This is a genomic window from Streptomyces sp. NBC_01571 (assembly GCF_026339875.1).
Taxonomy (GTDB): Bacteria; Actinomycetota; Actinomycetes; order Streptomycetales; family Streptomycetaceae; genus Streptomyces.
The window spans coordinates 5,556,025-5,579,527 of the sequence record NZ_JAPEPZ010000001.1; the positions used below are offsets into that span (position 1 = coordinate 5,556,025).

The 23,503-nt window shown below is 70.9% G+C and carries 17 protein-coding genes and 1 pseudogene; 9 read left to right on the plus strand and 9 right to left on the minus strand.

All coding sequences use genetic code 11. The features are described 5' to 3' along the window. Positions 1–7: 7 nt before the first annotated feature. Positions 8–817: a L,D-transpeptidase family protein gene (locus OHB41_RS25055; RefSeq protein WP_266700430.1), complete on the minus strand. Its 810-nt coding sequence runs from the start codon at positions 815–817 to the stop codon at positions 8–10. A gap of 654 nt (positions 818–1,471) precedes the next feature. Here OHB41_RS25055 and OHB41_RS25060 point away from each other — a divergent pair. From OHB41_RS25060 to OHB41_RS25075, 4 genes are all read left to right on the plus strand, one after another. Further along, a complete protein-coding gene (locus OHB41_RS25060) occupies positions 1,472–2,134 on the plus strand; it encodes a fasciclin domain-containing protein (protein WP_266700431.1) in 663 nt (220 codons plus the stop codon). A gap of 282 nt (positions 2,135–2,416) precedes the next feature. Further along, complete coding sequence (locus OHB41_RS25065) at positions 2,417–3,001, plus strand: sigma-70 family RNA polymerase sigma factor (protein WP_266700432.1); 585 nt, start codon at positions 2,417–2,419, stop codon at positions 2,999–3,001. Next, positions 2,998–3,744 carry an anti-sigma factor gene (locus OHB41_RS25070; RefSeq protein ID WP_266700433.1) on the plus strand — a complete coding sequence of 249 codons (747 nt, stop codon included), beginning with the start codon at positions 2,998–3,000 and terminating at the stop codon, positions 3,742–3,744. The genes OHB41_RS25065 and OHB41_RS25070 overlap by 4 nt, the downstream gene beginning before the upstream one ends. 281 nt (positions 3,745–4,025) lie before the next feature. Then, on the plus strand, positions 4,026–5,057 hold the full coding sequence (locus OHB41_RS25075; RefSeq protein ID WP_323138397.1) for a chitinase: 1,032 nt from the start codon (positions 4,026–4,028) through the stop codon (positions 5,055–5,057). Between the two features lie 125 nt (positions 5,058–5,182). Here the strand turns inward: OHB41_RS25075 and OHB41_RS25080 are convergent, their stop codons facing one another. Beyond that, on the minus strand, positions 5,183–5,575 hold the full coding sequence (locus OHB41_RS25080) for an STAS domain-containing protein (protein WP_266700434.1): 393 nt from the start codon (positions 5,573–5,575) through the stop codon (positions 5,183–5,185). Then, positions 5,557–5,844, minus strand: coding sequence for a hypothetical protein (locus OHB41_RS25085; RefSeq protein ID WP_266700435.1), 288 nt, complete (start codon positions 5,842–5,844; stop codon positions 5,557–5,559). Before OHB41_RS25085 ends, OHB41_RS25080 begins: the two co-directional genes overlap by 19 nt. Positions 5,845–6,225: 381 nt before the next feature. Between OHB41_RS25085 and OHB41_RS25090 the strand changes: the two genes are divergently transcribed. The 3 genes and pseudogenes from OHB41_RS25090 (at position 6,226) to OHB41_RS52055 (ending at position 7,341) form a co-directional block, all read left to right on the plus strand. Continuing rightward, entirely contained in the window at positions 6,226–6,561 is a 336-nt protein-coding gene (locus OHB41_RS25090; RefSeq protein ID WP_323138398.1) for a hypothetical protein, read from the plus strand. Positions 6,562–6,962: 401 nt separating this feature from the next. Beyond that, positions 6,963–7,088 (plus strand): annotated as a pseudogene (locus tag OHB41_RS52050) (DUF5994 family protein); the annotation flags it as partial. Between the two features lie 97 nt (positions 7,089–7,185). Beyond that, positions 7,186–7,341 (plus strand): hypothetical protein, encoded by a 156-nt coding sequence (locus tag OHB41_RS52055; RefSeq protein ID WP_323138399.1) that lies wholly within the window; start codon positions 7,186–7,188, stop codon positions 7,339–7,341. 127 nt (positions 7,342–7,468) lie between these two features. On the opposite strand, the gene OHB41_RS25100 is transcribed toward OHB41_RS52055, so the two are convergent. From OHB41_RS25100 to OHB41_RS25115, 4 genes are all read right to left on the minus strand, one after another. Continuing rightward, positions 7,469–8,464 carry an NAD-dependent epimerase/dehydratase family protein gene (locus OHB41_RS25100; RefSeq protein ID WP_266700436.1) on the minus strand — a complete coding sequence of 332 codons (996 nt, stop codon included), beginning with the start codon at positions 8,462–8,464 and terminating at the stop codon, positions 7,469–7,471. 844 nt (positions 8,465–9,308) lie between these two features. Continuing rightward, positions 9,309–10,613 carry a HEAT repeat domain-containing protein gene (locus tag OHB41_RS25105; protein ID WP_266700437.1) on the minus strand — a complete coding sequence of 435 codons (1,305 nt, stop codon included), beginning with the start codon at positions 10,611–10,613 and terminating at the stop codon, positions 9,309–9,311. A gap of 359 nt (positions 10,614–10,972) precedes the next feature. Beyond that, a complete protein-coding gene (locus OHB41_RS25110; protein ID WP_266700438.1) occupies positions 10,973–11,746 on the minus strand; it encodes a polysaccharide deacetylase family protein in 774 nt (257 codons plus the stop codon). 317 nt (positions 11,747–12,063) lie between these two features. Then, the gene (locus tag OHB41_RS25115) at positions 12,064–14,220 is read right to left on the minus strand and encodes a serine/threonine-protein kinase (protein WP_266700439.1); all 2,157 of its coding nucleotides are present in this window, start codon (positions 14,218–14,220) and stop codon (positions 12,064–12,066) included. Positions 14,221–14,807: 587 nt separating this feature from the next. On the opposite strand from OHB41_RS25115, the gene OHB41_RS25120 reads away from it, so the two are divergent. Continuing rightward, a complete protein-coding gene (locus OHB41_RS25120) occupies positions 14,808–15,353 on the plus strand; it encodes a DUF4232 domain-containing protein (protein ID WP_266700440.1) in 546 nt (181 codons plus the stop codon). A 241-nt stretch (positions 15,354–15,594) separates the two neighbouring features. Here OHB41_RS25120 and OHB41_RS25125 read toward each other — a convergent pair whose 3' ends face one another. After that, complete coding sequence (locus tag OHB41_RS25125; protein WP_266700441.1) at positions 15,595–18,645, minus strand: FG-GAP-like repeat-containing protein; 3,051 nt, start codon at positions 18,643–18,645, stop codon at positions 15,595–15,597. A gap of 839 nt (positions 18,646–19,484) precedes the next feature. Between OHB41_RS25125 and OHB41_RS25130 the strand changes: the two genes are divergently transcribed. After that, positions 19,485–20,447, plus strand: a complete 963-nt coding sequence (locus OHB41_RS25130; RefSeq protein WP_266700442.1) for an NADP-dependent oxidoreductase — start codon at positions 19,485–19,487, stop codon at positions 20,445–20,447. A gap of 1,222 nt (positions 20,448–21,669) precedes the next feature. On the opposite strand, the gene OHB41_RS25140 is transcribed toward OHB41_RS25130, so the two are convergent. Beyond that, positions 21,670–23,196, minus strand: a complete 1,527-nt coding sequence (locus tag OHB41_RS25140) for an FAD-binding oxidoreductase (RefSeq protein WP_266700443.1) — start codon at positions 23,194–23,196, stop codon at positions 21,670–21,672. Positions 23,197–23,503: the final 307 nt, after the last annotated feature.

Consider the following 23,503-nt stretch of genomic DNA (forward strand, 5'->3'; position numbering starts at 1 on the left):
CCCGGCGTCAGCGTGTGAGGGACTTCGCGTCACCCATGACGACCACGGGATGCTGGGCGGGGTCGAGCGTGAGCAGGAGTTCCTTCATGTGCCGCTGGGCGAGGCTGACGCAGCCGTGCGTCGGGCCGCCGTGGTCCACGTGCAGCCAGATACCGCCGCCGCGGCCCGCGCCGAGCGGACGGGTCCAGTCGAGGGGCGAAGTGCCGGGCCTGCGGTTGTAGTTGATCGCGACGACGTAGTCGAAGGAGCCCACGAGCGGTTCGCCCTCGAAGCCGGTGCCGACGGTGGTGAAGCCCCCCGAGCGGTCGTACGGCAGCTTGCTGCCGGGGTCGGCCAGCAGCCCTCCGGCGTCGGTGAGGGCGAACACGCCTATGGGGGACCGGAGGTCGCCGGCGTGGTGGTCGTCCGTCCAGCCCCTGAGCGCGTTGTGGGCGGGCCACTCGGCGCCCGGTTCCCAGCCCGCGTCCGTACGCCGGTACAGCACCACCTTCGATGCCGAGGAGTTCCTGCCGCGGCCGGTGACCAGGACGACCTGCCGCGCCTGCGCGGGAATGGCGGCCAGCGTACGGGGGCCCAGGCCCGGCAGCCGTGCCGAGTCGCCGGTGCCGGACGCTCCGGTGTCCGCGGACGGGCGCGAGGGGCGGGCCTGTGTCGTGCCGGACGTGGCGGCCGGGGCATCCGTGCCGGCGGCCGACGCCCGTGCACCGTCCGCGGGTTCGGTCCCGCCCCCGCATCCGGTGAGGGCGACGGACAGGACCAGGACCAGCGCGGACAGCGCCGGGCGGACACCGCCCGTGCGGTTGATGGAGAAAGACATGATCATCATCCTGGACGGGACATGTGAGGAAGTGGTCAGCAGGCCGGAGAGGCAGGGCCGCGCTCCGCGCCCCGTATGCCGGGGTGAAGGTCTCCGACCGCGGCGAAGTCCGGATGTGACACCCCGTCCGTGTCCGCTCCGCGTTCTTCCGGCGAATCCACAGCTCTTCCGTGGCCTTTTCGCCTCTTCCGCACGTCCTCCGGGGCTCTTTCGGGGCTATTTCGAGCTTCCTCAGAGGTTCGTTCGTGGGTCCTTCGTGGGTCCTTCGCGGGTCTTTATTCGAAGCGGGAAGGCACGCGGATTGGTCGCGGAACGAAAATTCCCCCGATGTGCTGAGCGACCAATCCGCGGCACCGTTCTGCTTCGGATTCCGGCCGTGAGACAAGATCCGAGTACGTCGAGGCGCGGCATCCGGTGGGAGCGGCGGGCGCGGGCGCGGGCGGCGCCGAGCGGGCTGCCGGCCGGATGCGCGGCGCCGGCGTTCGCCGAGCCGGTGTCCGCGTTCGTGCGTGCGGCCGCGATTCGCCCTTGGGACACCGACGACACGACAAGACCTACTCGCGGCTCGGAATTCTCGACGGCCGCCCCCAATTCCCCTTCGGTATTTCCCCCCTTGCACGCGGCTTCCCCGCTGCGTCGTCCTAGGAGAACTCCATGAACACCCGTTTCCGCCGTGCCGCCCTCGCCGTCGCCGCGGCCGCCGTTCTGCCCCTCGCCCTGAGCGCCTGCTCCGACAACAGCAAGGACCGCGCCGCCTCCGACAACGGGAAGTCCTCGACCGCCGCGAGCGACACCGCGACCGACAGCGCCACCAGCGGCTCCGGCGACATGGCCGGCGCCGACCAACCCTTCGGACCCGCCTGTTCCACGGTGCCCAAGAACGGCGCGGGCTCCTTCGACGGCATGGCCAAGGACCCGGTGGCGACCGCCGCGTCCAACAACCCGGCCCTGTCCACGCTGGTCACCGCGGTGAAGAAGGCCGGTCTGGTCGACACGCTCAACACCGCCCGGAACATCACCGTGTTCGCGCCGACCAACGACGCCTTCGCGAAGATCCCGAAGGCCACCCTGGACAAGGTACTGGCCGACAAGGCGCAGCTGACGAAGATCCTCACGTACCACGTCGTGGGCCGGAAGCTCGCGCCCAAGGACCTGGAGAGCGGCTCCTACGCCACGCTGGAGAAGTCCAGGCTGGCCACCGCCGGCTCCGGCGAGTCCTACACGGTCGACGACGCCTCCAAGGTCGTCTGCGGCAACGTCAGGACCGCCAACGCCAACGTGTACATCGTCGACACCGTGCTGATGCCCAAGAGCTGACGCCGGAGAACCGATGACGAAGAGCCGGCGTCGACGTGCCGACACCGCACCACGACTCCCGTGACGGGGAGGAGAAGGCGGATGGCCGGGCCGGACACCCGTCCCGGCCATCCGCCATTCGGCGACCTGGCGGGCCACCCGCCATTCGGCGCCCCGGCGGGCCACCCGCCACTCGGCGCCCCGGCGGGTTACCCGCCACTCGGCGCCCCGGCGGGTTACCCGCCATCCGGTGGGCCGTCCGGCCGCGTGCCCGCGTGCCCGCGTGTTCCGAAGGATGCCCAAGTGAAAGAAGCCGTGTACATCGGGAGCGACCCGTCCCGGCGGCCCGACCTGGAAGCGCTGATGCGGTCCGTGGCCTGCGGCGACGAGCAGGCCTTCGCCGGCCTCTACGACGCCGTCGCCGGTCCGGTGCTGGGCGTGGTGCGGGCGGTGCTGCGGGACCGGGCCCAGTCCGAGGAGGTCACCCAGGACGTCCTGGTCGAGGTGTGGCGCACCGCGCCCCGCTTCGAGGCGGCGCGCGGCACCGTCATCAACTGGGTGCTCACCCTGGCCCATCGCCGTGCGGTGGACCGGGTCCGCTCCGCCGAGGCCACGGCCGCCCGGGACCACAGGGCGGCACTGCTCGACCGGCTGCCCGAGTACGACGAGGTGACCGAGCAGGTCGAGATCCGGCTCGAACACGAGCAGGTACGCCGCTGTCTGCGCACGCTCACGGAACTGCAGCGCCAGTCCGTGACGCTCGCCTACTACCGGGGACTGACCTACCGCGAGGTGGCCGCCCAACTGTCCGTGCCGCTGGGGACGGTCAAGACCCGTCTGCGCGACGGTCTCATCCGACTGCGTGACTGCCTGGGAGTGAGCGCATGACGACCACCGCCGACCTGCACACCCTGACCGGGGCGTACGCCCTGCACGCCCTTCCGGACCAGGAGCGCGCGGAGTTCGAGGAACACCTCGCCGACTGCGCGGCCTGCGCCGACGAGGTGGGCGAACTGGCGGCCGCGGCGGCCAGGTTGGGGCTCGCCGCCTACGCTCCGCCGCACCCCGCGATGAAGGCACGGGTGATGGCCCGGATCCTCGCCGTCCGGCAGGACGTTCCGCGGGTACGCCTGCCCGCTCCGTCCCGCGCGCTCACCCGGCGGCTCGGACGCTGGGCGCTGGCCACCTGTGTCGCCGCCGCCGCGGGGCTCGCCGGGACCACGGTCTGGCAGCACACCAGGGCCGACGACGCGGGGCGGCGGGCGAGCGCGTCCCGGCAGCGGGCGGACGACCTCGCGGCTGTGCTCTCGGCCTCCGACGCGACCTCCCGCCACGTACGTCTCCCGGGCGGGGCGACCGGCACGCTCCTCGTCTCCAGGAGCCGTGACCGGGCGGCCTTCGTGGTCTCCGGGATGGCGGCACCGCCCCGCGGCAGGGTCTACCAACTGTGGTTCGACGACTCCGGAACCATGCGGCCGGCGGGGCTGATGGAATCCCACCGGGCCACGCAAGCCGTGGTGTTGGACGGTTCGCCCCGCGGGGCCTCCGCGGTGGGCATCACGGTGGAACCGGCCGGCGGCTCGGCCCGCCCGAGCTCGACGCCGGTCGCCCTCATGGCGTTGCCCGTCTGAGTACGGGCGGGGCCGCCGTGGCGCCGGCGGTCCGGGGTGCCGCTCCCGCGGTCCGGAGCATCGCCCCCGCGGTTCGGGTCAGTTCACCGTAAAGAACCTTGACAGTCGATTGGTCTAGTCCAACGATGGTCGCTGTTCGCCTCTGGTCCAGCGGGAGCCCCCGGCGCGCTTCGGCCGGCAGGCCTCCCGCGGTTATGCCCTTCCGCTGTTCCCGCCTGCTCTTTTCCACCATGGGAGCGTCAATGAGACGACCTGGTCCGCTTCGCACCTTGCTGTCCTGCATGACCGTGACCGCCCTGTCTGCCGGGCTGGTCGCCCTCGGCGGAGGTGGCGCGCTGGCCGCGGCACCGGCCCGCTCGCACGCCCCGAAGCCGCTCCCCGCGCATGTGGCGGCGCCGTACTTCGAGGCGTGGACCGGCGAGAGCCCGGCCGCGCTCGCCGCCGCGTCGGGCAACAAGTACCTCACGATGGCCTTCCTCCAGACGGACGCGCCGGGCTCGTGCACCGCGTACTGGAACGGCGCCACCGCCCAGCCGATCGACAAGGCGTCCTTCGGCGCGGACATCGCCCGGATCCAGGCCCGCGGCGGCAACGTCATCCCGTCCTTCGGCGGCTACGGCGCCGACACCACCGGCACCGAACTCGCCGACAGCTGCACCAGTGTCGACGCCATCGCCAAGGTGTACGAGAGCCTCGTCACGACGTACGGCATCACCCGGATCGACCTCGACATCGAGGCCGACTCGATCAACAACACCGCCGGGATCGACCGCCGCAACAAGGCCATCGCCAAGGTCCAGCGCTGGGCCGAACGCACGCGTCACCCCGTGCAGTTCTCCTACACGCTGCCCAGCTTCGCGACCGGTCTCGCGCCCAACGGGGTGGCCCTGCTGCGCAACGCCGTCGACAACGGCGCACGCGTGGACGTCGTCAACATCATGACCTTCGACTACTGGGACGGCGCCACGCACGACATGGCGGCCGACACCAGGACGGCCGCGACCGGCCTGCACGACCAACTGGCCGCGCTGCACCCGGAGAAGTCCCCGGCGAAGCTGTGGAACACGATCGGCGTCACCGAGATGCCCGGCATCGACGACTACGGCCCCGAGGAGACCTTCACCACCCAGGACGCCGTCGCGGTCGAGAGGTGGGCCGCCGCCAGGGGCATCAACACGCTCTCCTTCTGGGCGCTCCAGCGTGACAACGGCGGCTGCGTGGGCACCGCGGGCGCCAACACCTGCTCCGGAATCGCCCAGGACACCTGGTACTTCAGCCACACCTTCGAGCGCTTCACCCACGGCGTCCGCTGACGTTTCACCCACGGTGTTCGCCGAGCGGCGTGGGAAGGCGGCCGTGGCGCCTCGGGGCCCGCCCGGAATCCGGGCGGGCCCCGAGGGCCTGGTGCCCCGTTCTGCCGTGCTCCGGCCGTCCCGCGTCACATGCCGTACGGACTCGACGGGGGAGCTGTCGTACGGAGGTCGCGCGGGAGGTGCGGCGCCACCGGAGCCCTCGGCGCGCCGAGGAGCAGGGGAGCGGCGCCGGTGCGGGCCAGGAGCTGTGAGGTCTGCGGGGAGGGGTGGTGCAGCTGCAGCGACGCGTGCGCCGTGGCGGCGTGCTCCGACGCGTCCAGGAAGACCTTCAGGCCAGTGCCGTCGCATGATCCGAGAGGGGTCAGATCGACGTCGATGGTCCTGATGCCGTCGTCCAGGCACCGTTCCAGGGCGTCGCGCACCCGGGGCGCCGTGGCCGGATCGATCTCACCGGCCAGGGTGATCAGTGACCGGTTCCTCCGGTCGTGCCGGTAGATGGTCAGACGCGGTAGGGACATGACGCCTCCGTTCTGGGGACTCGCCGGGCTTCTCGGGTCCGGCCGGTACGGACGAGGTCCGGGCCGAGGTCGGGCCCGAGGTCCGGCCCGAGGTCCGGGCGGTGCCCCGGCCAGGCCGGAGCGCGGGCGGACGGCTGCTGTACGGGCGGCCGGCTGCTGTACGGGCGGTCGGCGATTCGCTCGGCGTGCTGGATGCCGAGCCGGTGGAGCACGTAGGCCCCGACGGCGACAAGCACCAGACAGAGGGAGACGGTCACGAAGGCGTCCATGGCAGCCGCCTCATTCGCCGATGACCGGAAGGCGGCGGGGCCGCAGGTCGTGGCGCGTCGCTTCGAAGATCGCGGACATGGGGCCGACCCGTCTCCGGGCCGCCCTGGGACTGCGGTCCGGGTCTCGTCACTCACCGGGAACGACCCGGCGTGGAAGCCGGCGCACGAAATACTCTCGGTACACCAAACGTACTCCTCCCGTCCCCCGGCTTCCCCGTGCCCGACGCTCCCCGTGCCGGAAGCGCCCGGCGTCGCGGCGGCCGAGGCGACCGGCAGGAGTACGGTGGAGCCGAGGGCACCTCGTATGCCGGTGATCGGACCGGTCTCGTCCTCGCCGCGCAGCAGACACGGGCCGCTCCGGTCCGGGGCAGGTTCCGCCCTATGACATCCGAGGCCACGCATCAGCCGCCCGGTCCGCAGCGCGCAGACTCCCCCGGCGCAGATTCCTCCCGGGCCCCCGGCACGCGGACGGACGCGCCGGGCCGGGTGGAGGTCCGTATCGTCTCCGGGGACCCCGAAGCGGCCCGGCGTGTCGCGGACGCGCTCCGGGTGCTGTTCGCCGGCGACGAGCAGCGCAGTTACCCGGACGGCCCCGCGGGAACGGGCACGCGGCTGCACCTCACGCTCGACGCCTCGGACACCGCCCGCCCGCTCCGCCCCTGGCTCGACACCAGCAGGCCGCCCGCGGACCGCACCCACCGGGGCGAGACGGTCTGACGGCCCCGCCGTCGAGCCACCCGGATCCCCGCCCGTTCCCCGGAAACCGTCGAAGAGGCGCAGCCCAGGACCCTGGCCGCACCGTCACCGAGGCCGAGGTGCCCCCGATGCCTCCCGGTCTCCGTACTCGGTTCCCCGCACTCCGGTCGTGGCGCACCCCGCCCGCGGCCGGTCGGATGTTCCGCAACGACCCCTGGTCCGCGGAGCGTTACGCACCCCGACGCACCCGGCGCCCCCGACGCACGGACCCGTCGGCCGACCGCGACCACTGCACTTCACCCGCCCGCCGCCTCGCCCTCGCCACCCCTCCAGGAGCTCCGATGACTCTCGCCCCGCCGCCCCTGCTCTTCTCCCCGGTCGGTGTCCGCCTGCGCCTGGCGGCCCAGCCCGAGCACGGCCGTATGCCCCGGCCCATCGACGGCGCCTGGTGGCCCCGCTCGTACGACCTGACCTCGGAACTGCCCTGGCTGCTCGACGGACTTCCGCGTTCCTGGGGGCAGATCGAGGGCGTTCTGGTGGACGGGGCCGAGTGGTCCCCGTTCCCGGGCCGGCTGCTCGTCGCCGAGGGAGTCGTGCGCCTGCGCCGGACGACCCCCCCGGCACGCCCCGTCCACCGTCTGTCTGGTGGCTCCCGGCCGGGGCCGCTGGGACCTTCTGGTGGTGCCGCCCACCGCCACGGAGGAGGAGGCCGGCCGGCTCATGGAAGGCGCCGTGGGGGACAGCTTGGAGGACAGCCTCGGGGACCACGTGCCGGACCACGTGGAGGACCGTGTGGTGTGAGCGGACGGCAGGACGCACGCGGGCGCGGTCGGGGCCCGTGAACCGGCGTGACGGAGCGGGGCGTTCCCTCGACAGCCCTGTGCGCCCCCGATCCCCGATCCCTGATCCCTGATCCTCGATCCCGTCGTCACTCCCCGCGGAGCTTCGCCGTGGCGAACTCCCGCATCCCCTCCTCGAAGGCGACCTCGGCCTTCCAGCCCAGTTCGGCGCGGAGCCGGGAGGAGTCCGCCGTGATGTGGCGTACGTCGCCCAGGCGGTACTCGCCGGTCACCACGGGCTCGGGCCCGCCGTACGCGGCGGCCAGTGCCCGTGCCATCGCCCCGACCGTGTGCGGTTCCCCGCTGCCGGTGTTGTACGCGGTCAGCGCGCCGTCCCGGGACTCGGCCATGAGCGCGGCCACGTTGGCCGCCGCCACATCCCGTACGTGCACGAAGTCCCGTCGCTGGCGCCCGTCCTCGAAGACGCGCGGCGCCCGGCCGTGGGCGAGGGCGGACCGGAAGAAGGAGGCGACGCCCGCGTAGGGGGTGTCGCGCGGCATGCCGGGGCCGTAGACGTTGTGGTAGCGCAGCGACACCGCCGAGCCGCCGGTGGCCCGGGCCCAGGCCGCCGCCAGATGCTCCTGTGCCAGCTTGGTCGTCGCGTACACGTTGCGGGGATCGGCCGGCGCGTCCTCGCCCACCAGTCCCGGGGTCAGTTCCTCACCGCACCGCGGGCACCGGGGTTCGAACCGTCCCGCGTCCAGATCGGCCACGGTCCGGGGCCCCGGCCGGACCACCCCGTGCCACTCGCACGCGTACCGCCCCTCCCCGTACACCACCATCGACCCGGCGAGCACGAGCCGCCGCACCCCCGCCTCCGCCATGGCGGCCAGCAGTACCGCCGTACCGAGGTCGTTGCGCGACACGTACTCGACCGCGTCCCCGAACCCCGTTCCCAGCCCGACCATCGCCGCCTGATGGCAGACGGCGTCCACGCCCGGCAGCGCGGACGCGACCGCCCCGGCGTCGCGCACGTCCAGACCGTCGCGCAGGTCGAACACGACGGGTTCGTGCCCGTGTTCCCTCAGCGCCTCGACGACATGGGACCCGATGAACCCGGCACCGCCGGTGACCAGTACACGCATACCGGGCACGCTAGGCCCCGGACCTGCGCCATCACAGCGCCGCGCCGTGCATGTCACCGCTCCGTAAGACCTCGCCCGTCCCCGGCGGCCGGAACGGGCGCGAGGGAGCGCGGGTTCACGGGAGGCCGTCGCGTGAGGAGCGCGCGCGTGGCCGCCGGCATCCGAGGCGCGCGGCGCACGGGTCCCCCGCGGAAACACCCCGCCGGACAAGTGGCCGGGCCGTGGCGAAAGACCGAGGTCAACCGTGCGGGCCGATGGTCAACCGTGCGGGCCGATGGTCCTGGCCCACCCCACCGACAGCCCCCAGGATCCAGTTGTCCTGGAGGTGACCGTTACGGCGACGTTCTCGTGGGTGTTCCTGGAAGCCAGCTGGTCCAGCTGCCGAGGTCCCCTGTCCGAGCACGCGACGGATTGGCTCATGAACGAGCCGACCTCGACGTCGATGGTCCCGGAACCCGAGCAGATCACCGCGACTTCCAGAGTTCCCCGTCGAACCAGGGGGATTTCCGGAAACGTGTAACCACCCGTCATTCCGCCCGTTCTGATGAACGTTTCCTGCGCGTCCGGAAGTTGGGGCGGAGTACGCGGGTCCGCGGTGACGGAGGATGCGGGTGAAGGGGCGGCGGAAGGTCTGTCGGGTGAAGCTGATTCGACCGGCACCTCACCCGCGGTCGCCCGACCGTCGGTCGACGTCGTACCGGTGCAGCCGGTCAACGCCAGCAGGGCGACTGGAACGGCCATCGCTATGCGCCGCATGTGACCACCCGGGCCATGGCACTTGCGAGCACTGTGGAGCTGGGAGCAGACACACTTCTCCCCCTGGTGTCCTGGGAATGGAAGTGGCTCATATGCGGTGGGCGCCTGCCGGTACGCCGTGGGCGACGCCGTACGGAGTCAGGGCGACGACGCCGGTTCCCCGCGAGGGTGTGTCGGCACTGATGTCGAGGGGGCTGACGCCGAACGAGCGGGCGACGTCGGGGGCGAGGTCGTGGGCGGTCCACCGCCATTCGTCCTCGTCGTCCTGGCTTTCCCGCGCTGCGTCCCAGTCGGGGTGCAGGCCCAGTTCCGCACGGCGTGCTCGCTCGTACGGCAGGGGGTCGCCGAGGGTCAGCAACTCGTCGTCCCCCTCGCCGGTCTCGCAGTACCGCCGGACCACCGTGCCGTGCTCGGCGACGAGCCAGGCGGAGCCGTCACCCTGGCCGCCGTAGTAGTACGCCTGGGCCCCGCCGTAGCGTGCACTGAGCTCGGCGCACAGGCGCAGCACGTCCTCGCTCCGCTCCTTGCCGCAAGGGTCGCACCAGGCGCCGAGGACGAGGGTCCAGCCGTCCAGCTCGGGTGTGACGAAGACCCGCTCGTAGCCCGTGTGGTCGTCCGTGTCGCAGCCGTGGCCGTCACTGTCGACGATGTCGTTGCCGAGAGCGAACGTCACGGGTCTGGGATCGGTCAGGCCCAGGGTCCGCATGATCCCGGCCTGGTCCCCACTGGGGACGGCGATCCAGTGATTCCAGCACGCCCACAGTGGTTCGGGCCGGTCTTCCAGGAGCTTGACGCGGATGAGCCGTTCGATCGCGGCCACGTCGGTACGGGACAGCACCGGTTCGCCGCCCAGCTCGGCGAGCACCGTCAACGCCCGTGCCCGCTGCCGGCCCGGTCCCCGCTCCCGGATGCGCTGGAGCGGCGGAATCACGTGCGGCCCCTGGAGGACCAGGGCATCCTGTGCCTGCCGGGCGACCTTCGGGTCCGGGTCGCCGAGCAGCGTCAGCACAGCGGCGGCAGCGGACCGGCCGGCCTCGCCGCAGTGCTGGATCCCGCGGACCGCCTCGTACCGCACGAGCGGCAGGGGATGGGAGAGGGCCGTGGTGTAGCGGTCGAGGGCGGCTGCGCCGAGGTGGGAGAACACGAAGCCGATTTGCTTGCGGGAGCGCTCGTCGGTGGCGGAGGCGAGACCTCGGAGCAGGCCGTCGAAGCCCGCGTCTCCGATCCGTCCGAGGACGGCGGCGATCGGCCGCCGGTCCACGGGGGACTCCTGGTCCATCACCTCCCGCACCAACCCCTCGACCCCGTCGGCGCCGAGCGCGACCAGCGCGTCGGCCGCCGCCTCGCGTCGGTCCGGTATGCCGAGGCCTCGTATCAGGTCGGCGTTCACCACGTGCCCCTCCACCATGGTCGACCGTGCTTCCGGGCGTCATGTTCCCGCAAGGGTCTGACATCGGCTGAGCGGTTCCGGCGTCCGGTCCGGGCTCAGTGGGCGTCGCGGATGCTGGTCGCGATGCCGTTGCTGATCACGACCTCGGCGCTGAAGCCAGGGCGGTGACACGGCAACACTTCGGCTGCGGAGGGCGGTTGGGCGACGCGCCGCCCTGCGGGGGTACGCGAGGGAGGGCGGGCCAGGGTGTACCCGGCGCGCAGGGCCGGTGCGGTCGTGCCGTCGCGGGACCGCGGACGCGCGCACCGGCCAGGGTCGGCGGCCCCGGTGGCTCGAGGGCGCCGGTGGCCTGCCCGGCTCGCTCAGCGCACGGGGAAGCCGAAGGAGTACCCCTGCCCCTTGAGCCAGGGCAGGACCCGGCGCAGCGCTTCGACGGTCTGGGAGCGGTCGCCTCCCGCGTCGTGGAAGAGGAGCGTCGGCCCGTTGGGGAGCTCCCGCTGGACGGTGGCGACGATGGCGTCCGTGCCCGGCCGCTCGAAGTCCTTGGTGTCCACGTTCCAGCCCAGCGGGCGCATGCCCCGGGAGGCGGCGAGCTTGCGGCTGTCGGGGGTGAAGGCGCCGCCGGGGGCCCGGTAGTACATCGGCCGGACGCCCCCGGACGCCTTGGTGATCATGCGTTCGGCGTCGAGGATCTGCTGGGACCGGTAGGCCGGGGACTTCTTGTCCATGGTGGTGTCGTGCGACACCGTGTGGTCGCACAGCCGGTGCCCGGCCGCGACCACCTTCTTCACGAGGTCCGGGTGGGCCTGCGCCTGCGTCCCCACCATGCAGAACGTGGCCTTCACCCCGTACTCCCGCAACACGTCGAGGACTTGGGGGGTCCATTCGGGGTCGGGACCGTCGTCGATGGTGATGTTGACGCCGCGAGCGCCCTTGTCCGAGGCGTGCGCGATGGTCACCGCGACCGTCTTGACTGCGCTGCTCCGCGCGGCCGGCGCGGACGCCTTCGACGAGGGGGCGCCCACGGCACCGGCCTGCGCGGTCCACAACGAGGCGCCGACGGCGAACACCGTCACTCCGAGGGCCGCCCCGACCACCTTGCCGTACCAGCCCCGCGCTCCGCCGTGCCGTGCCATGTCCGCCCCGCTTTCGCCAGTGCCCCGTCGATCCCCGGTCGTGTCGCGACCACTTGGCAGGACGAAGGATCCTGGCCGCGGGATGCGTCCGTTACCGATCACGGACAATCCCGGAGGAGTTCTCGGACAACCGGGCCGGCCCCGGACGACGGAGAGCCCCGGGTCATCGAGCTGGGGGTGCAGTTGGAAGGGCTGGGTTCGCGCGCTGTTCGCAGTGGTCGTCCGGTCTTGTGGGCACGCTTTGGGCACGCCCCACAGGGGGGCGCTGCGCGGGGACCGGACGGTTCCGCCGCGGTGGGACACCTGTGGGTGCGGGATCAGGTGGGCCCGTCGGGACGCCGGGAGAAGACCGTGTAGCCGGCCATCGCCACGACCGCGTCCTTGACGAGCAGCACGCGTGGCGGATAGCTCTGCACTTTGTCCCCGGGGTCGTTCAGTGCGGAGGTGCGCCAGACCTCCGCGCCGGTGCGGCTGTCCAGTGCCAGCAGACGGCCGAAGCGGTTGGAGAAGTAGACCCGCTTGTACGTCGCCGACACCGCGGGCGCGGACAGACTCTCCACGTCCGTCGTCTTCCGCCAAAGTCGTCTGCCGCTGTCCGCCGACACCGCGGTGACCGACCCGTCGGACCGGACGAAGTAGACGACGCCGTCGACAAGGGTGGCCGCGCCGGTCAGTGGATGCGCCAGCGGTATCCGTCTGACCTCTCCGGTTTCCGGGGCCACCCGCAGCAGTGCGTTGTACGGCCGTTCGTACCCGGCTTCGTACACGTCCTTCGCGGTCTGGGGGGCGAGGAACAGGGGCTGGCCGCCGACGGCGCCGAGCGCCTCCGCCTTCTTGGGCAGTGTGGCCATTTCGGTCAGGCGGCCGGGCCCGAGTTTCATCAGCTCGACCGGGGTCTGGCCGGGCTCGTTGCCCTTCGAGCACAGGGCGTAGGGGACGCCACCCAGTGCCGACGGAGTGCAGTACTCGTCCAGCGAGGGTGCCCGCCACAGTTCCTTGCCGGAAGGCCCATAAGCCACGAACGACGAGTAGTCGGGGGACAGGGTCAGCAGTCCGCCGTCGTACAGGACCGCCCCCTCGGACGGGTTGATGTCGCGTTGCCACCGCCGGTGCCCGGTACCGGCGTCGAGGGCCACCACGTGCCTGTTCCTGTCGTCCGGTTCCTCGTACATGTAGACCAGCCCGTCGCGAACGCCGACCGGCTGTGTCCCCTGGGGGCGGGTGCCGGTCCGCCACAGGGTGCGGCCGGAGGCCGCGTCGATCCTGGCGGCCGTGAAACCCGTACCGCCACAGAACAGGGCGCTTCCCTCCGCCAGACATCCAGGGCTGTCGTAGTCGAGAGGGACACCCTTCACGTCGTACCGCAGCTTCGTCCGCCACGGCCGCCAGCCGTCGGGCAGTGACGCGGCCCGGGTGGTGGCCGTGGCCGTGGCGGTGGTGGTGGCCGTGGCGGTGTCCGAACCGGACACGAAGACACCCACCCCGACGCACAGCCCCGTGACGGCCAGCACCGCACCGAGGCCGGTGAGCAGCATCCGGGCCCGGCGCCGCTCGCCGGTACCGATGCCGGTCGCGGCGCCCGCGGAGGTGGTGGCCGCGCTCCGAGAAGCGGGGCGGCGCGGGGGTTTCGCGGACTGCCCGGTCATCGGGGGCCCGGTGGCGTCGGACTCCGGCAGCGCCTGGAGCATGCGGTGGATGTCCGTCAGTTCCGGCCGTGCGAACGGGTCCTTGTCCAGGCAGCGCTCGACAATGCCCAGGAGCGCTTCGGGTACGCCGCCGAGGTCCGGGGTCCCGAACACCACCTGATAGCCGGTTATGTACGGGCTGTCGGCGTCGAACGGTCCCGTGCCGACCGCCGCGAACACCAGCAGCGACCCGAGCGAGAACACGTCCGAGGCCGGGGTGACGTCCCGGGGAGAGGCCAGTTGCTCCGGTGACATGAAGGGCGGAGTGCCGATCATCCGCCCGGTCGTGGTGAAGCTCTGGTGGTCGGAAGCCCGCGATATGCCGAAGTCGATGACGCGCGGCCCGTCCTCGGTCATCAGGACGTTGCCCGGTTTGAGGTCCCGGTGCACCAGGCCCGCCCGCTGGATGTCGCGCAGCGCCTCGGTGAGCCCCAGCCCCAGTGCGCGGAGTTCCCGCTGGCTCAGCGGGCCGTTCTTCCGCACGACTTCGGCGAGGTTCTGCCCCGGCACGTAGAGAGTCGCCATCCACGGCTGGTCGGCGTCCGGGTCGGCGTCCACGACAGGCGCGGTGAAGGCGCCGCTCACTCTGCGCGCTGCCTCGATCTCCTGCCGGAAGCGTGTCCGGAACTCCTCCTCCTGGGCGTACGGCCCGCGTACGAGCTTGACCGCGACCTGCCGTCCCGTGGCGGAGACTCCCAGATAGACGACTCCCATGCCGCCCGCCCCGAGCCGACCGAGAAGGGTGTACCCGCCTATGGACTCCGGGTCCCCGGTGCTCAGGGGCGTCATCGCCGATCATCCTTCCCAGCGCCTGCCTGCCTCACGGGGATCAGAGTAGGGCCTGCCGCTCCGGAGACGGAGGCGCGCCCGTCACGCACCGGTGTGCCTGTGCCCTTGAGTCGCGCGACGGGCCATCCGCCCGGATGAGGACTCAACTCCCGGCCGTCCAAGCCGATTCGAAGTCGAGCCGGTGCCGACTCCGATGCCGGTGTGCGTCGAGGTGTTCATGTGCGCACGTTTCGCGGGAGCCGACGGTCTCGTCGGCCGCCCCCACGGTCCTCCGTTCCATTCGGCATCCCAGGAAGGCCGCGTTTCTGCAGTTCAGAGCTGGTGCGAGCGTTCCAGCATCCCGAAATCCCGAGGGGAACGGCTGACGGAACGCCGCATGGCGCAGGCTTGGGTCGTCCGAACGCGGCGCCTCGCCGGACACGGTGATCGGCCCCGTGCGACCGCGTGTTCATGGCGCGCCCCTCCGGCGCACCGGCGCACACCACACGCGGCACGACCAGGACAAGACCGAGCGGCACAGCCCGCAAACGGATGATCGTATTCCGGATATTCAGAGAAACCGGATATTCAGAGAAAGCAGTCCAGTCATGCCTGTAGCCACTCGTTTCGTCTCCCGCGCGGCCGCCTCCTCCATGGTCGTCGCCGCCCTCACGCTCGCCGGCTTCCAGGCCACCGGGCAGACCGCCTCCGCCGCCGCCGAGAAGGCCCCCTCGGTCGTCGCCTGCACCACCGCGAACACCGAGCTGACCGTCACCGAGGTGTCCCGACCGATCAACCACCTGCTGCTCAAGGCCACCAACACCGGCAGCAAGCCCTGCTACGCCTACATCGCCCCCTACCTGAGGGCAGGCGCTGACGCCCAGGCGCCGCTTCCGTGGGCCGAGGAGACCACGCCGCAGGCCGTGGTGACGCTCGAGCCCGCCCGGTCCGCGTACGGGGGCATCACGACGTCCACCCCCGACGGCGAAGGCGGCACCAGGGCGAAGACCCTGGGTGTGTTCTTCGCGGACAGGAAGGGCGACGCGACCGGCAAGGAGAAGACCCTGAAGCTGCCGAAGGGCGGTGTCTTCTTCAACAGCACCGCCACCGTCACCTACTGGCAGGACAACGCGAACGACGCCCTCTCCTGGTAACCGCCCGGTAGCCCGCCGCCGGTCCGACGCGTCTAGTCAGGCCGCGATTTCCCACCGCCGATCATTGTCGGAGTGCCGTCGGAGTGCCGTCGGAGTGCTGAGGGATCAGCGCGGTCTTCTTCGGTGTCGGGGTGGGTGCCGCCGAGAGCCTGTTCGTGCCCGAGGACGGCTGGCGTTCGGCATGGAACGGGCCCGGACGAAACGTGTCGTCCGGGCCCGTCGTGCGGCGGTGAAGCCGGGCTCAGAACAGGCCCTTGTATCCCTGCCAGCCAGTGGCGATCTTCGTACGGCCGCCGAAGGAACCCGTGCCGTTGCCGTTGTTGCGCCAGACGGTGCCGGAGGTGTCGCGGGAGACCAGGTCAGCTCTGCCGTCGCCCGTGATGTCTCCCACGCCCACGATCACGTTGTACGACGAGCCCCAGTCGTTGAAGACCTTCACGCGGGCCTTGAACGCGCCGGTCGCCGTGCCGTTGTAGCGCCACAGCTCGTTCGACTTGTCCTGGGCCAGCAGGTCACCGTGTCCGTCGCCGTTGAGGTCACCGGCTCCCACGACCTTCTTGTACCCCGTCCACTTGGACGCGATCCTCACCCTGGCGGAGAACGTGCCCGTGCTCGTCGCCTTGTAGAGGTAGACGTCGCCGGTCGAGGACTGGCGGGCGATCAGGTCGGCCCGGCCGTCGCCGCTGACGTCGCCGGGCGAGGTCAGCACGTCGTACTGGTTCCAGCCCGTGCCCAGCGAGGTGTACGCGGTGGACGGCGTCACCGCCGCCCCGCACGCGGGCCGGTAGGCGCGCAGCGAACCGCTGCTGAACCGCACGAGCACGTCGTTGCAGCGGTCGCCGCTCAGGTCGCCGAAGGGCACCGCCTTCACCGTCGTCGGCCACCCGGAGCCCGTCACCTTGCCGGTGAACGTTCCCTTGCCCGTCCCGTACTGGTACGTCAGCCCGCCCGAGCCGTTGAGCGTCACCAGCTCGCCGAAGCCGTCCGACCCGACGAAGTCGCGGCGGACCGCGGCGGCTCCGGTGACCTTGACCGAACCCGTCCTCGTCAGCGCCGCGCCCTGCCCGTCCGCGGGGGTGACGGTCAGTTTCCAGTTGTAGGCGCCGTTGGGCACCAGCCGGGCGGAGCCGTCCTTGCCGTTCCAGGCCGGGCTCACCACACCGCGCGTCAGAGCGCCGGTGAGCGTGCGCACGGTCTTACCGGTCTTGTCGCCGATCACGAGGGTCCAGGAGGCCGCCGGCTTGTTCAGCCACCACTTCGGGGCCCACTGCGCGCTGCCGCCCTTGACGTCGATCGAGGCGGCGACGGTGGCGTCGCGCTGGGCGAGGGCGGAGACGGGCACGTCGCTCGAGGTCAGACGGATGGAGTTGTCGGAGCGGAGCTGGGCGATCACACCGGTGTACGGGTCGACGTCCCAGGCGTTGCCCTCGAACTTCCCGGCGGTGTGCGCCACGGGTGTCCCGCCGCGCACGTCGATCACCTTGAGCCGTCCGGCCGCGGCCGTCGCGACGAAGCCGTCACCGAGCTGCGCCTGCTCCCAGCCGGAACCCTGCACGAGCGTCACATTCCGCTTGGTGACGGTGTCGTAGACGCCCTGGCCCTCCGAGTTGAGAACGCAGTTCCACAGCAGCCACCGGCCGACCGCCTGGAAGTCGTTCAGCAGGCAGCCGCGACCGAACCACACGGACTCGCCCTGCTTCCCGGTCAGCAGGTCGTAGGGGACCACGGTGTCGTTGCCGGACATCACCCACACGGTGGTGCCCCATATCGCCCGTACGCTCTCCGTCGTCGTGAACACCGTGCGCCCGGAGTCGAGGTCGACGATCCGGGTCTCCATCTTGCCGGCGCTGTCGTACGGCGTGGCCAGGGCGGCGAAGCGGCCGTTCGCGGCGGTCGCCGTCTGGTAGCTGCGGGAGCTGTCGATCCGGGTGCCGGGCAGCGACTGGGTGGACCCGAGGAGCCGGGGCTGCTGTGCGGCGCTCGTGCCGAAACCGGAGACGACCGTCCGGCCGTCGCCGGTGTCGAGGAGACGCGGGCGGCCCCCCGCGTAGTCCTCCAGCACGATGCGGCCGCGCGGGGTGCGCGCCCCTGCCGTGGGGGAGCCGGCCACGCCGGTCTCCCGGGTGTGGAGGTACGACCAGTCACCCACGGGGTCCAGCTCCACGGTGGTCAGCCGGCCCTGGGCGAAGGTGAGCTGAGAGACCGTGTGGGCGGTCTTCTGCGGGTACGCGTCCGCGATCCGGCGCACGGTGACCCCGCCGCCCGCGGCGGCCTCGACGAGGGAGACGCCCCAGTGGTCCGTGTCGGCGCCCCCCGCCACCAGGAGCCCGCCGTCCGGAGTCGCCACGGCGCCCCGGGACGTCCGGGCCAGCAGCGTCCGCCGCGCGGAGCCGTCGAGGGGGACGGCCTCCACGCGCGAGACGGCCCGGTAGGTGTCGCTGCTGCCCAGGGAGCGGTCGTACCGGGACACGATCACGGTGTCGCCGACCATGCCCAGCACTTGCGCGATGTCACCGACCGCCACGGTCCGCAAGGCGGCGGCCGGGTTCTGGCGGGAGGCGACGTACAGGGTGCCGTCGTAGAACCACACCAGGTGGGTGGGGCTGAGCGCGACCAGGTTGTACCACGCCTGCACGGTGTACGGCAGGGCGGTGAAGCGCGCCTGCTCGATGTCGAGCCAGCCGGTGACCTCGTCGTCGCCCTTCCGGTACTGCACCACCTGTCCGCGCGCGTCGCCCAGCCCGGCGGCGGACTCCGTGACGACGCCGGAGGGCACGCCTTCCACCGTGCGGTCGGAGAGGGCGCCGTCGTCCCTGGCGTCGAGCAGATGCCACTGGGAGTCGCCCGGGGTTCCCGTCGTCGTGACGACCGTCGACCCGAGCGTGCTGAAGTAGAGGTGCCCCTCGGGCAGCGCGACCGTACTGACCTGACCTGAGGTCATGTTCCGCAGGGTCACGACCCGGGCAGAGCTGTCGAAGTGGGCGACGACGTCCGAGCCCGCGCCGGCACTCGTCACGCCGTACGCGTCCGTACCTGAGGCGTCGACGACGGTGTCGACACCGTCGTACGTCGTCCACAGCTGGCCACGGCCCTCCTCGTACCGGAGGAACCCCGAGGGCCCCGCGCTCAGCAGACCCGTCCGGGGAACCATGGACGTGGTGGCCGGCACGACGACCTCTCCGGTGACCGTCTCCCCCTGCGCACTGGCGGCCGTGAGCGGGCCGAGCCCGAGGGCGAGCGTGAAGGAAACAGCGGCGGCGGTGGCGCCTCGTACGAGCGCACGTCTGCCCATGCAGGACCTCTCCGGGGTGGTGGGCGAAGGCTTGGAGAGGCTTGTGCGCGTGCGATGGAGCCGCAGGTCATGGACGCGCGGCACACGTGACGTTCAGACACCCCCCAGGCGAGTGGCCGGATCGTAGCACTTTACCTGCGCATGACCTGCGGGTCGGGTGGTGTGGCGGCGGCGACTGATCAGCACGCACAACAAAGAACCCCCGGGTCGTCGACCTGGGGGTTTCATCGGTTCACATGGAGCGGGTGACGAGAATCGAACTCGCACTCTCAGCTTGGGAAGCTGCGAGCTTTAGAGGGCGGTTCGGGCGCTGACCTGGGCGAATGATTGCGCTGGGGCCTCGTCGCGCTTGGTTGCGTTCACCGTGGTTTCCCGCTGTTCCCCGCTCGATCTGGTGCGCCTGTGGTGCAGGTCGGTGGTCGTGTGGCTGCTCGTCGCCGACATCCGAGTTGGGCAGCCCATGGGCTCTGGATGATGGGTGATGGTGTCTTCGTGGGAACGCGAAAATCGAGCACACGATTGAATTTGGTCATGCGATCGTTCCCCAGGGACTCGACGTGATCGGCCCGCTCGGCCTCCGTGGGGCTTGAAACCGCTGCCTCCACGGCAAAGATGATCTTGCATGCTCCCCGCGCCTGCGGGGGCGACTCGAAAGGTGATCCGAGGTGTCCCGCACAACCACACAGCCACGTCGTGGGAGGCGTGTTCCTGGTGAAGCGGGGTCATGGTGCTCACCTTCAGGGGTACGAGGTGTTGACTGGTGAAAGGCTGCCACGCATGCAGCTCATATCGGGTCATCTGGCTTGCGTGGCGTTCGCATACCCCGGAGGGTCGAACCCATGAAGGCGATCAGCTACAGCCGGTACGGCGGCCCCGAGGTGCTGGAGTACGGCGAGGTCCGCGATCCCAAGGTCGGACCCGACACGGTTTTGGTGAAGGTGCGGGCCGCGGCGGTGAACCCCGTCGACTGGAAGTGCCGCGAGGGCCATCTGGACAGCATCCTCGACGCCGTCTTCCCGGTGATCACGGGCTGGGACGTCTCCGGGGTGGTGGTGCAGCCGGGCGCCTCGGTCACCGAGTTCGCCGTCGGCGACGAGGTCATCGGCTACGTGCGCGAGGACTTCCTCTCCCGGGGCACCTTCGCCGAGTACGTGGCCGCCCCCGTGCGCACGCTGGCCCGCAAGCCGCGCAACCTCCCCTTCGAGGAGGCGGCCGGGCTGCCGCTCGCCGGGCTCACCGCCTTCCAGGCGCTGACCAAGGTGATGGAGGTCAAGGGGGGCGAGACCGTGCTCGTGCACGCCGCCGCGGGCGGGGTCGGCTCGATCGCCGTCCAGCTCGCCGCGCACCTGGGCGCCCGGGTCATCGGTACGGCGAGCGAGTACAACCACGACTACGTGCGCTCGCTCGGCGCCGAACCGGTGAAGTACGGCGAGGGGCTGGCCGAACGGGTACGGGCGCTCGCGCCCGCGGGCGTGGACGCGGCGTTGGACACGATCGGCGGCCAGACGACGAAGACCTCGGCGGACCTGCTGACGCCGGAGGGCCGCCTGGTCTCCATCGCCGACCCGGAGGTGGTCAGCCACGGCGGCCTGTACTACTTCGTCCGCCCCGACACCGACGACCTGACACGGCTGTCCGAGTTGGCCGAGGAGGGCGTGGTGTCCGTGCACGTGTCGCAGACGTTCCCGCTGGAGCGGGCGGCGGAAGCGCAGCGGCTGAACCAGGAGGGGCGGACCCGGGGCAAGATCGTGGTGAAGGTGGACTGGCCCGAACCCGCCCCCGACTACGAGGGCGCCCTCTAGGGCGTGTTGCGAAAGTCCCGTCGTCCGCCCGGAGGGCGTGCCAGGCGCCGCGAGGCAGGCGGGACTTTCGCAACACGACCTAGCCCGGCTGGCCCGGCTGGACGACCAGAGCCGCCGCGCACACCGTCAGGGCGACCGCGTACAGAGCCGCCGCCGTGGCGAGCGACGGCGTGGGGGCCGGGGGCACCGCCCTCCTGCGCCAGGACGCGGATGCGGTACTGGGCCAGGAGCAGAAAGCCTGGCCAGAGCACGCAGCACAGGGCGCAGACGGCGAGGCCGGCGGGTCTGGCGCCGTCGTGCAGGGCCGTCTTCACGGCGGGGACAGCGGCGACCGTGCTGGACAGTGTCGTACGCCGCCTCCACCACTCCTCAGCCCGCGACAGCGCCGCCAGCACCGCGCACAGACCGACCAGGTCCCTCCGTTCGAGCAAGGCCTGCGCCGTCTCCTGCGTAACTGCGGGTGTTGTGGGCGTCCAATAGGAGCCGCTCAATGATTGGGCAGACCTCTTGCCGCTCGGCCTACGCCGCAAGCTGTCGGCCGGCCGCGGCTCTTCGAGACCACGATTCCGATTCCGAGTCACGAAGCGCTGCCGTCAATCGGTCCGCCCCCTGGTCCTGGCTCACATAGCCGTACTTCCTGTAGCGAGATCGTGCAGGGAGAGACCAAAGCACAGCTCAAGCGCCGGGAGAAGGCTTGAAAACCGTCGTGGCAGCGATGTCACCGTGGGTTCAAATCCCACACCCACCGCAGATGAACGGCCGCTGACCAGGCAAGTCGGTCGGGGGGCCGTTCTCATGGGTGCTGCCCGTCAATCACCGTGGTTCCCCGTCGGATACCGGGCGATCGGGCACGGCAGGGCACGTGCACCTTCTGATCCGTAGCTCTATGTGGATCGGTCGGTGACGTTCATACCGGTCGGGCGACGGCCGTACGAGGACGCTGCCGGACGGGGCCGGTTGCTGTACTTCGCTGCTGTATTGCAGTCGGTCGGGCAGATCCTTAAGGGCGGGCCCCGAGAACCCGGCGCCCACCCGGCACGACAGCCGGACCATCAGCCCCGCCCGCAAGCAGAAATTCACTCTGAGCGAGCAAAGGGATCGTCAGCAAGCTGACGATCCCTCATGCAAGATCGAGGCTAACGACACCCCTTCGACTGCGTCGGGCCCTTCTGCGTGAAAGGCCGAGCCTGACCGGGGCGGGGCCCCGACGGCGCACTGTCGATCAGCGTGACGCGGGCGGGATGCTCTGCTCGTACTGGAAGACGTTGTAGGGGTCGTACTTCGCCTTGATCTCGCGCAGCCGCTCGAAGTGGCGTCTCCCCCAGTAGGCGGTCTCCCACTCCTGCATGCCGACGTTCGGCACGTTGACGTAGGCGCCGTCCACGAATCTGCGCATCGCCTGGCTGAATTCGGCGGTCCAGGCCTGGCACGTCGAGGTGAGCGGGTCGCAGACGCCTGGTGTCGTTGAAGGAGTCCCCCAGGCTGCGCCGATCTCGCCGTAGAAGATCGCGTCGCGGTGCACGAACGCGGTGCCGCCGCGGGGCTCCTTCTTGATCGCCCCGCCGAAGGCATCGACGAAGTAGTTGCTGTCCTCCGTGGGAGCGTTTCGCATGTAGTAGCCGATGACGTCGATCGCCTTCTTCGGGAACAGCTTCTTGGCGAACTGTGAGAAGAACTTCACGTTGGCGGGCTCCTGCGAGCGCGGGACCTGGGCTCCGGCAAAGATGGGGCCCCAGTTACCGACCTGCACCTGCACATCGGGCGTGCCGATCGACAGGATCGGGGCCAGCAACTTTTTGGCCTCTGCCGCCGTGCCCTCCGCGAGCCACGCGAACAGCAGGATCTGGGACTTGTGGATCTCGACTTCGGATCCGAGGCGGTTGTCGGCGAACGGTACCGTACGCTGCCATGCATCGAAGATCCCATGCAGGTCCGTAAGGCCGTCCCAGGTCGCCTGCACATAGGCGATGCGCTTGAGCGGGCGCACCTTGTAGGTGAGTTGCGTGACGATTCCGAAGTTGCCGTTTCCCGCCCCACGGAGCGCCCAGAGCAGGTCTGAGTGGTCCTTCAGGTCGGCATGGATCACCTTGGCGCAGTCGCGACCCGACGGGACGACGACCTCGGTCCCGATCAGGCTGTCGCAGGCCATGCCGAGCCAGCGGTTGAGGGGGCCAAGGCCGCCGCCGACCGTCGCACCGACCAAGCCGACGCTGCCCTCGCTTCCGGTCGTGACCGCGAGGTCCTGCTTGGCGAGCGTCGTCACCGCTTCCAACTGGGTCAGGCCGGCGCCGACCTTCGCGATACGAGCGTCGGTGTCGACGTGGACCGACTTGAGCTGGCTGACGTCGATCACGATGCCGTTGTCGATGTTCGACCAGCCCTCCAGGGCGTGGCGGCCGCTGCGTACCCGCAGTGCGACGTTGTGCTGCCGCGCCCAGGTGAGGGCGTTCACCACGTCCTGGGTCTTCTGGGCGAAGACGATGACCAGCGGGTAGTGAGAGAACAGTTGGTCGTAGTCGATGCGATCATCCGTGTACGTGGCGTCACCGGGGCGGACGATGTGACCGGTCAGCTTCGCCGGCGGACGTCCCGACGACCCTTTAGTCGGGTCGCTCGCGGCCAGAAGGCCCGAGGTGCTCGCGGCCGCAATGTCCGGCGCGCCTGCGGCCATAAGGCCCGGGACGACGACCGCCCCGGCGCCGGCGGCCGCAGACGCCCTGAGCAGGTAGCGGCGGGAAAAATCGCTCAAGGTCCAGATCCTCTCGATCGGACTGCGCCGGTACGCGGCTGAGGGAGTCCTTACCCGCCAGCCGCCGGGCAGTCCTTTGTGGTCGACCCCCGCACGGTAACGGGGCGACCATGCGGTGTTTCCCGACACGCCAATTGAGGACGATGACGACAGTCTGAAGGAGTAACTCAGCGGGATCCCGTCATAACCGGTTTGGGATGCACCGCGCCCTGCTCGAAGCTATCCCTCGGCCCAAGCGGTCAGAATACGCGGGTGCTCTCAAAGATGATGGGCTCGCCGATGTCGCTAGTCAGGTCAGCATCTCGCA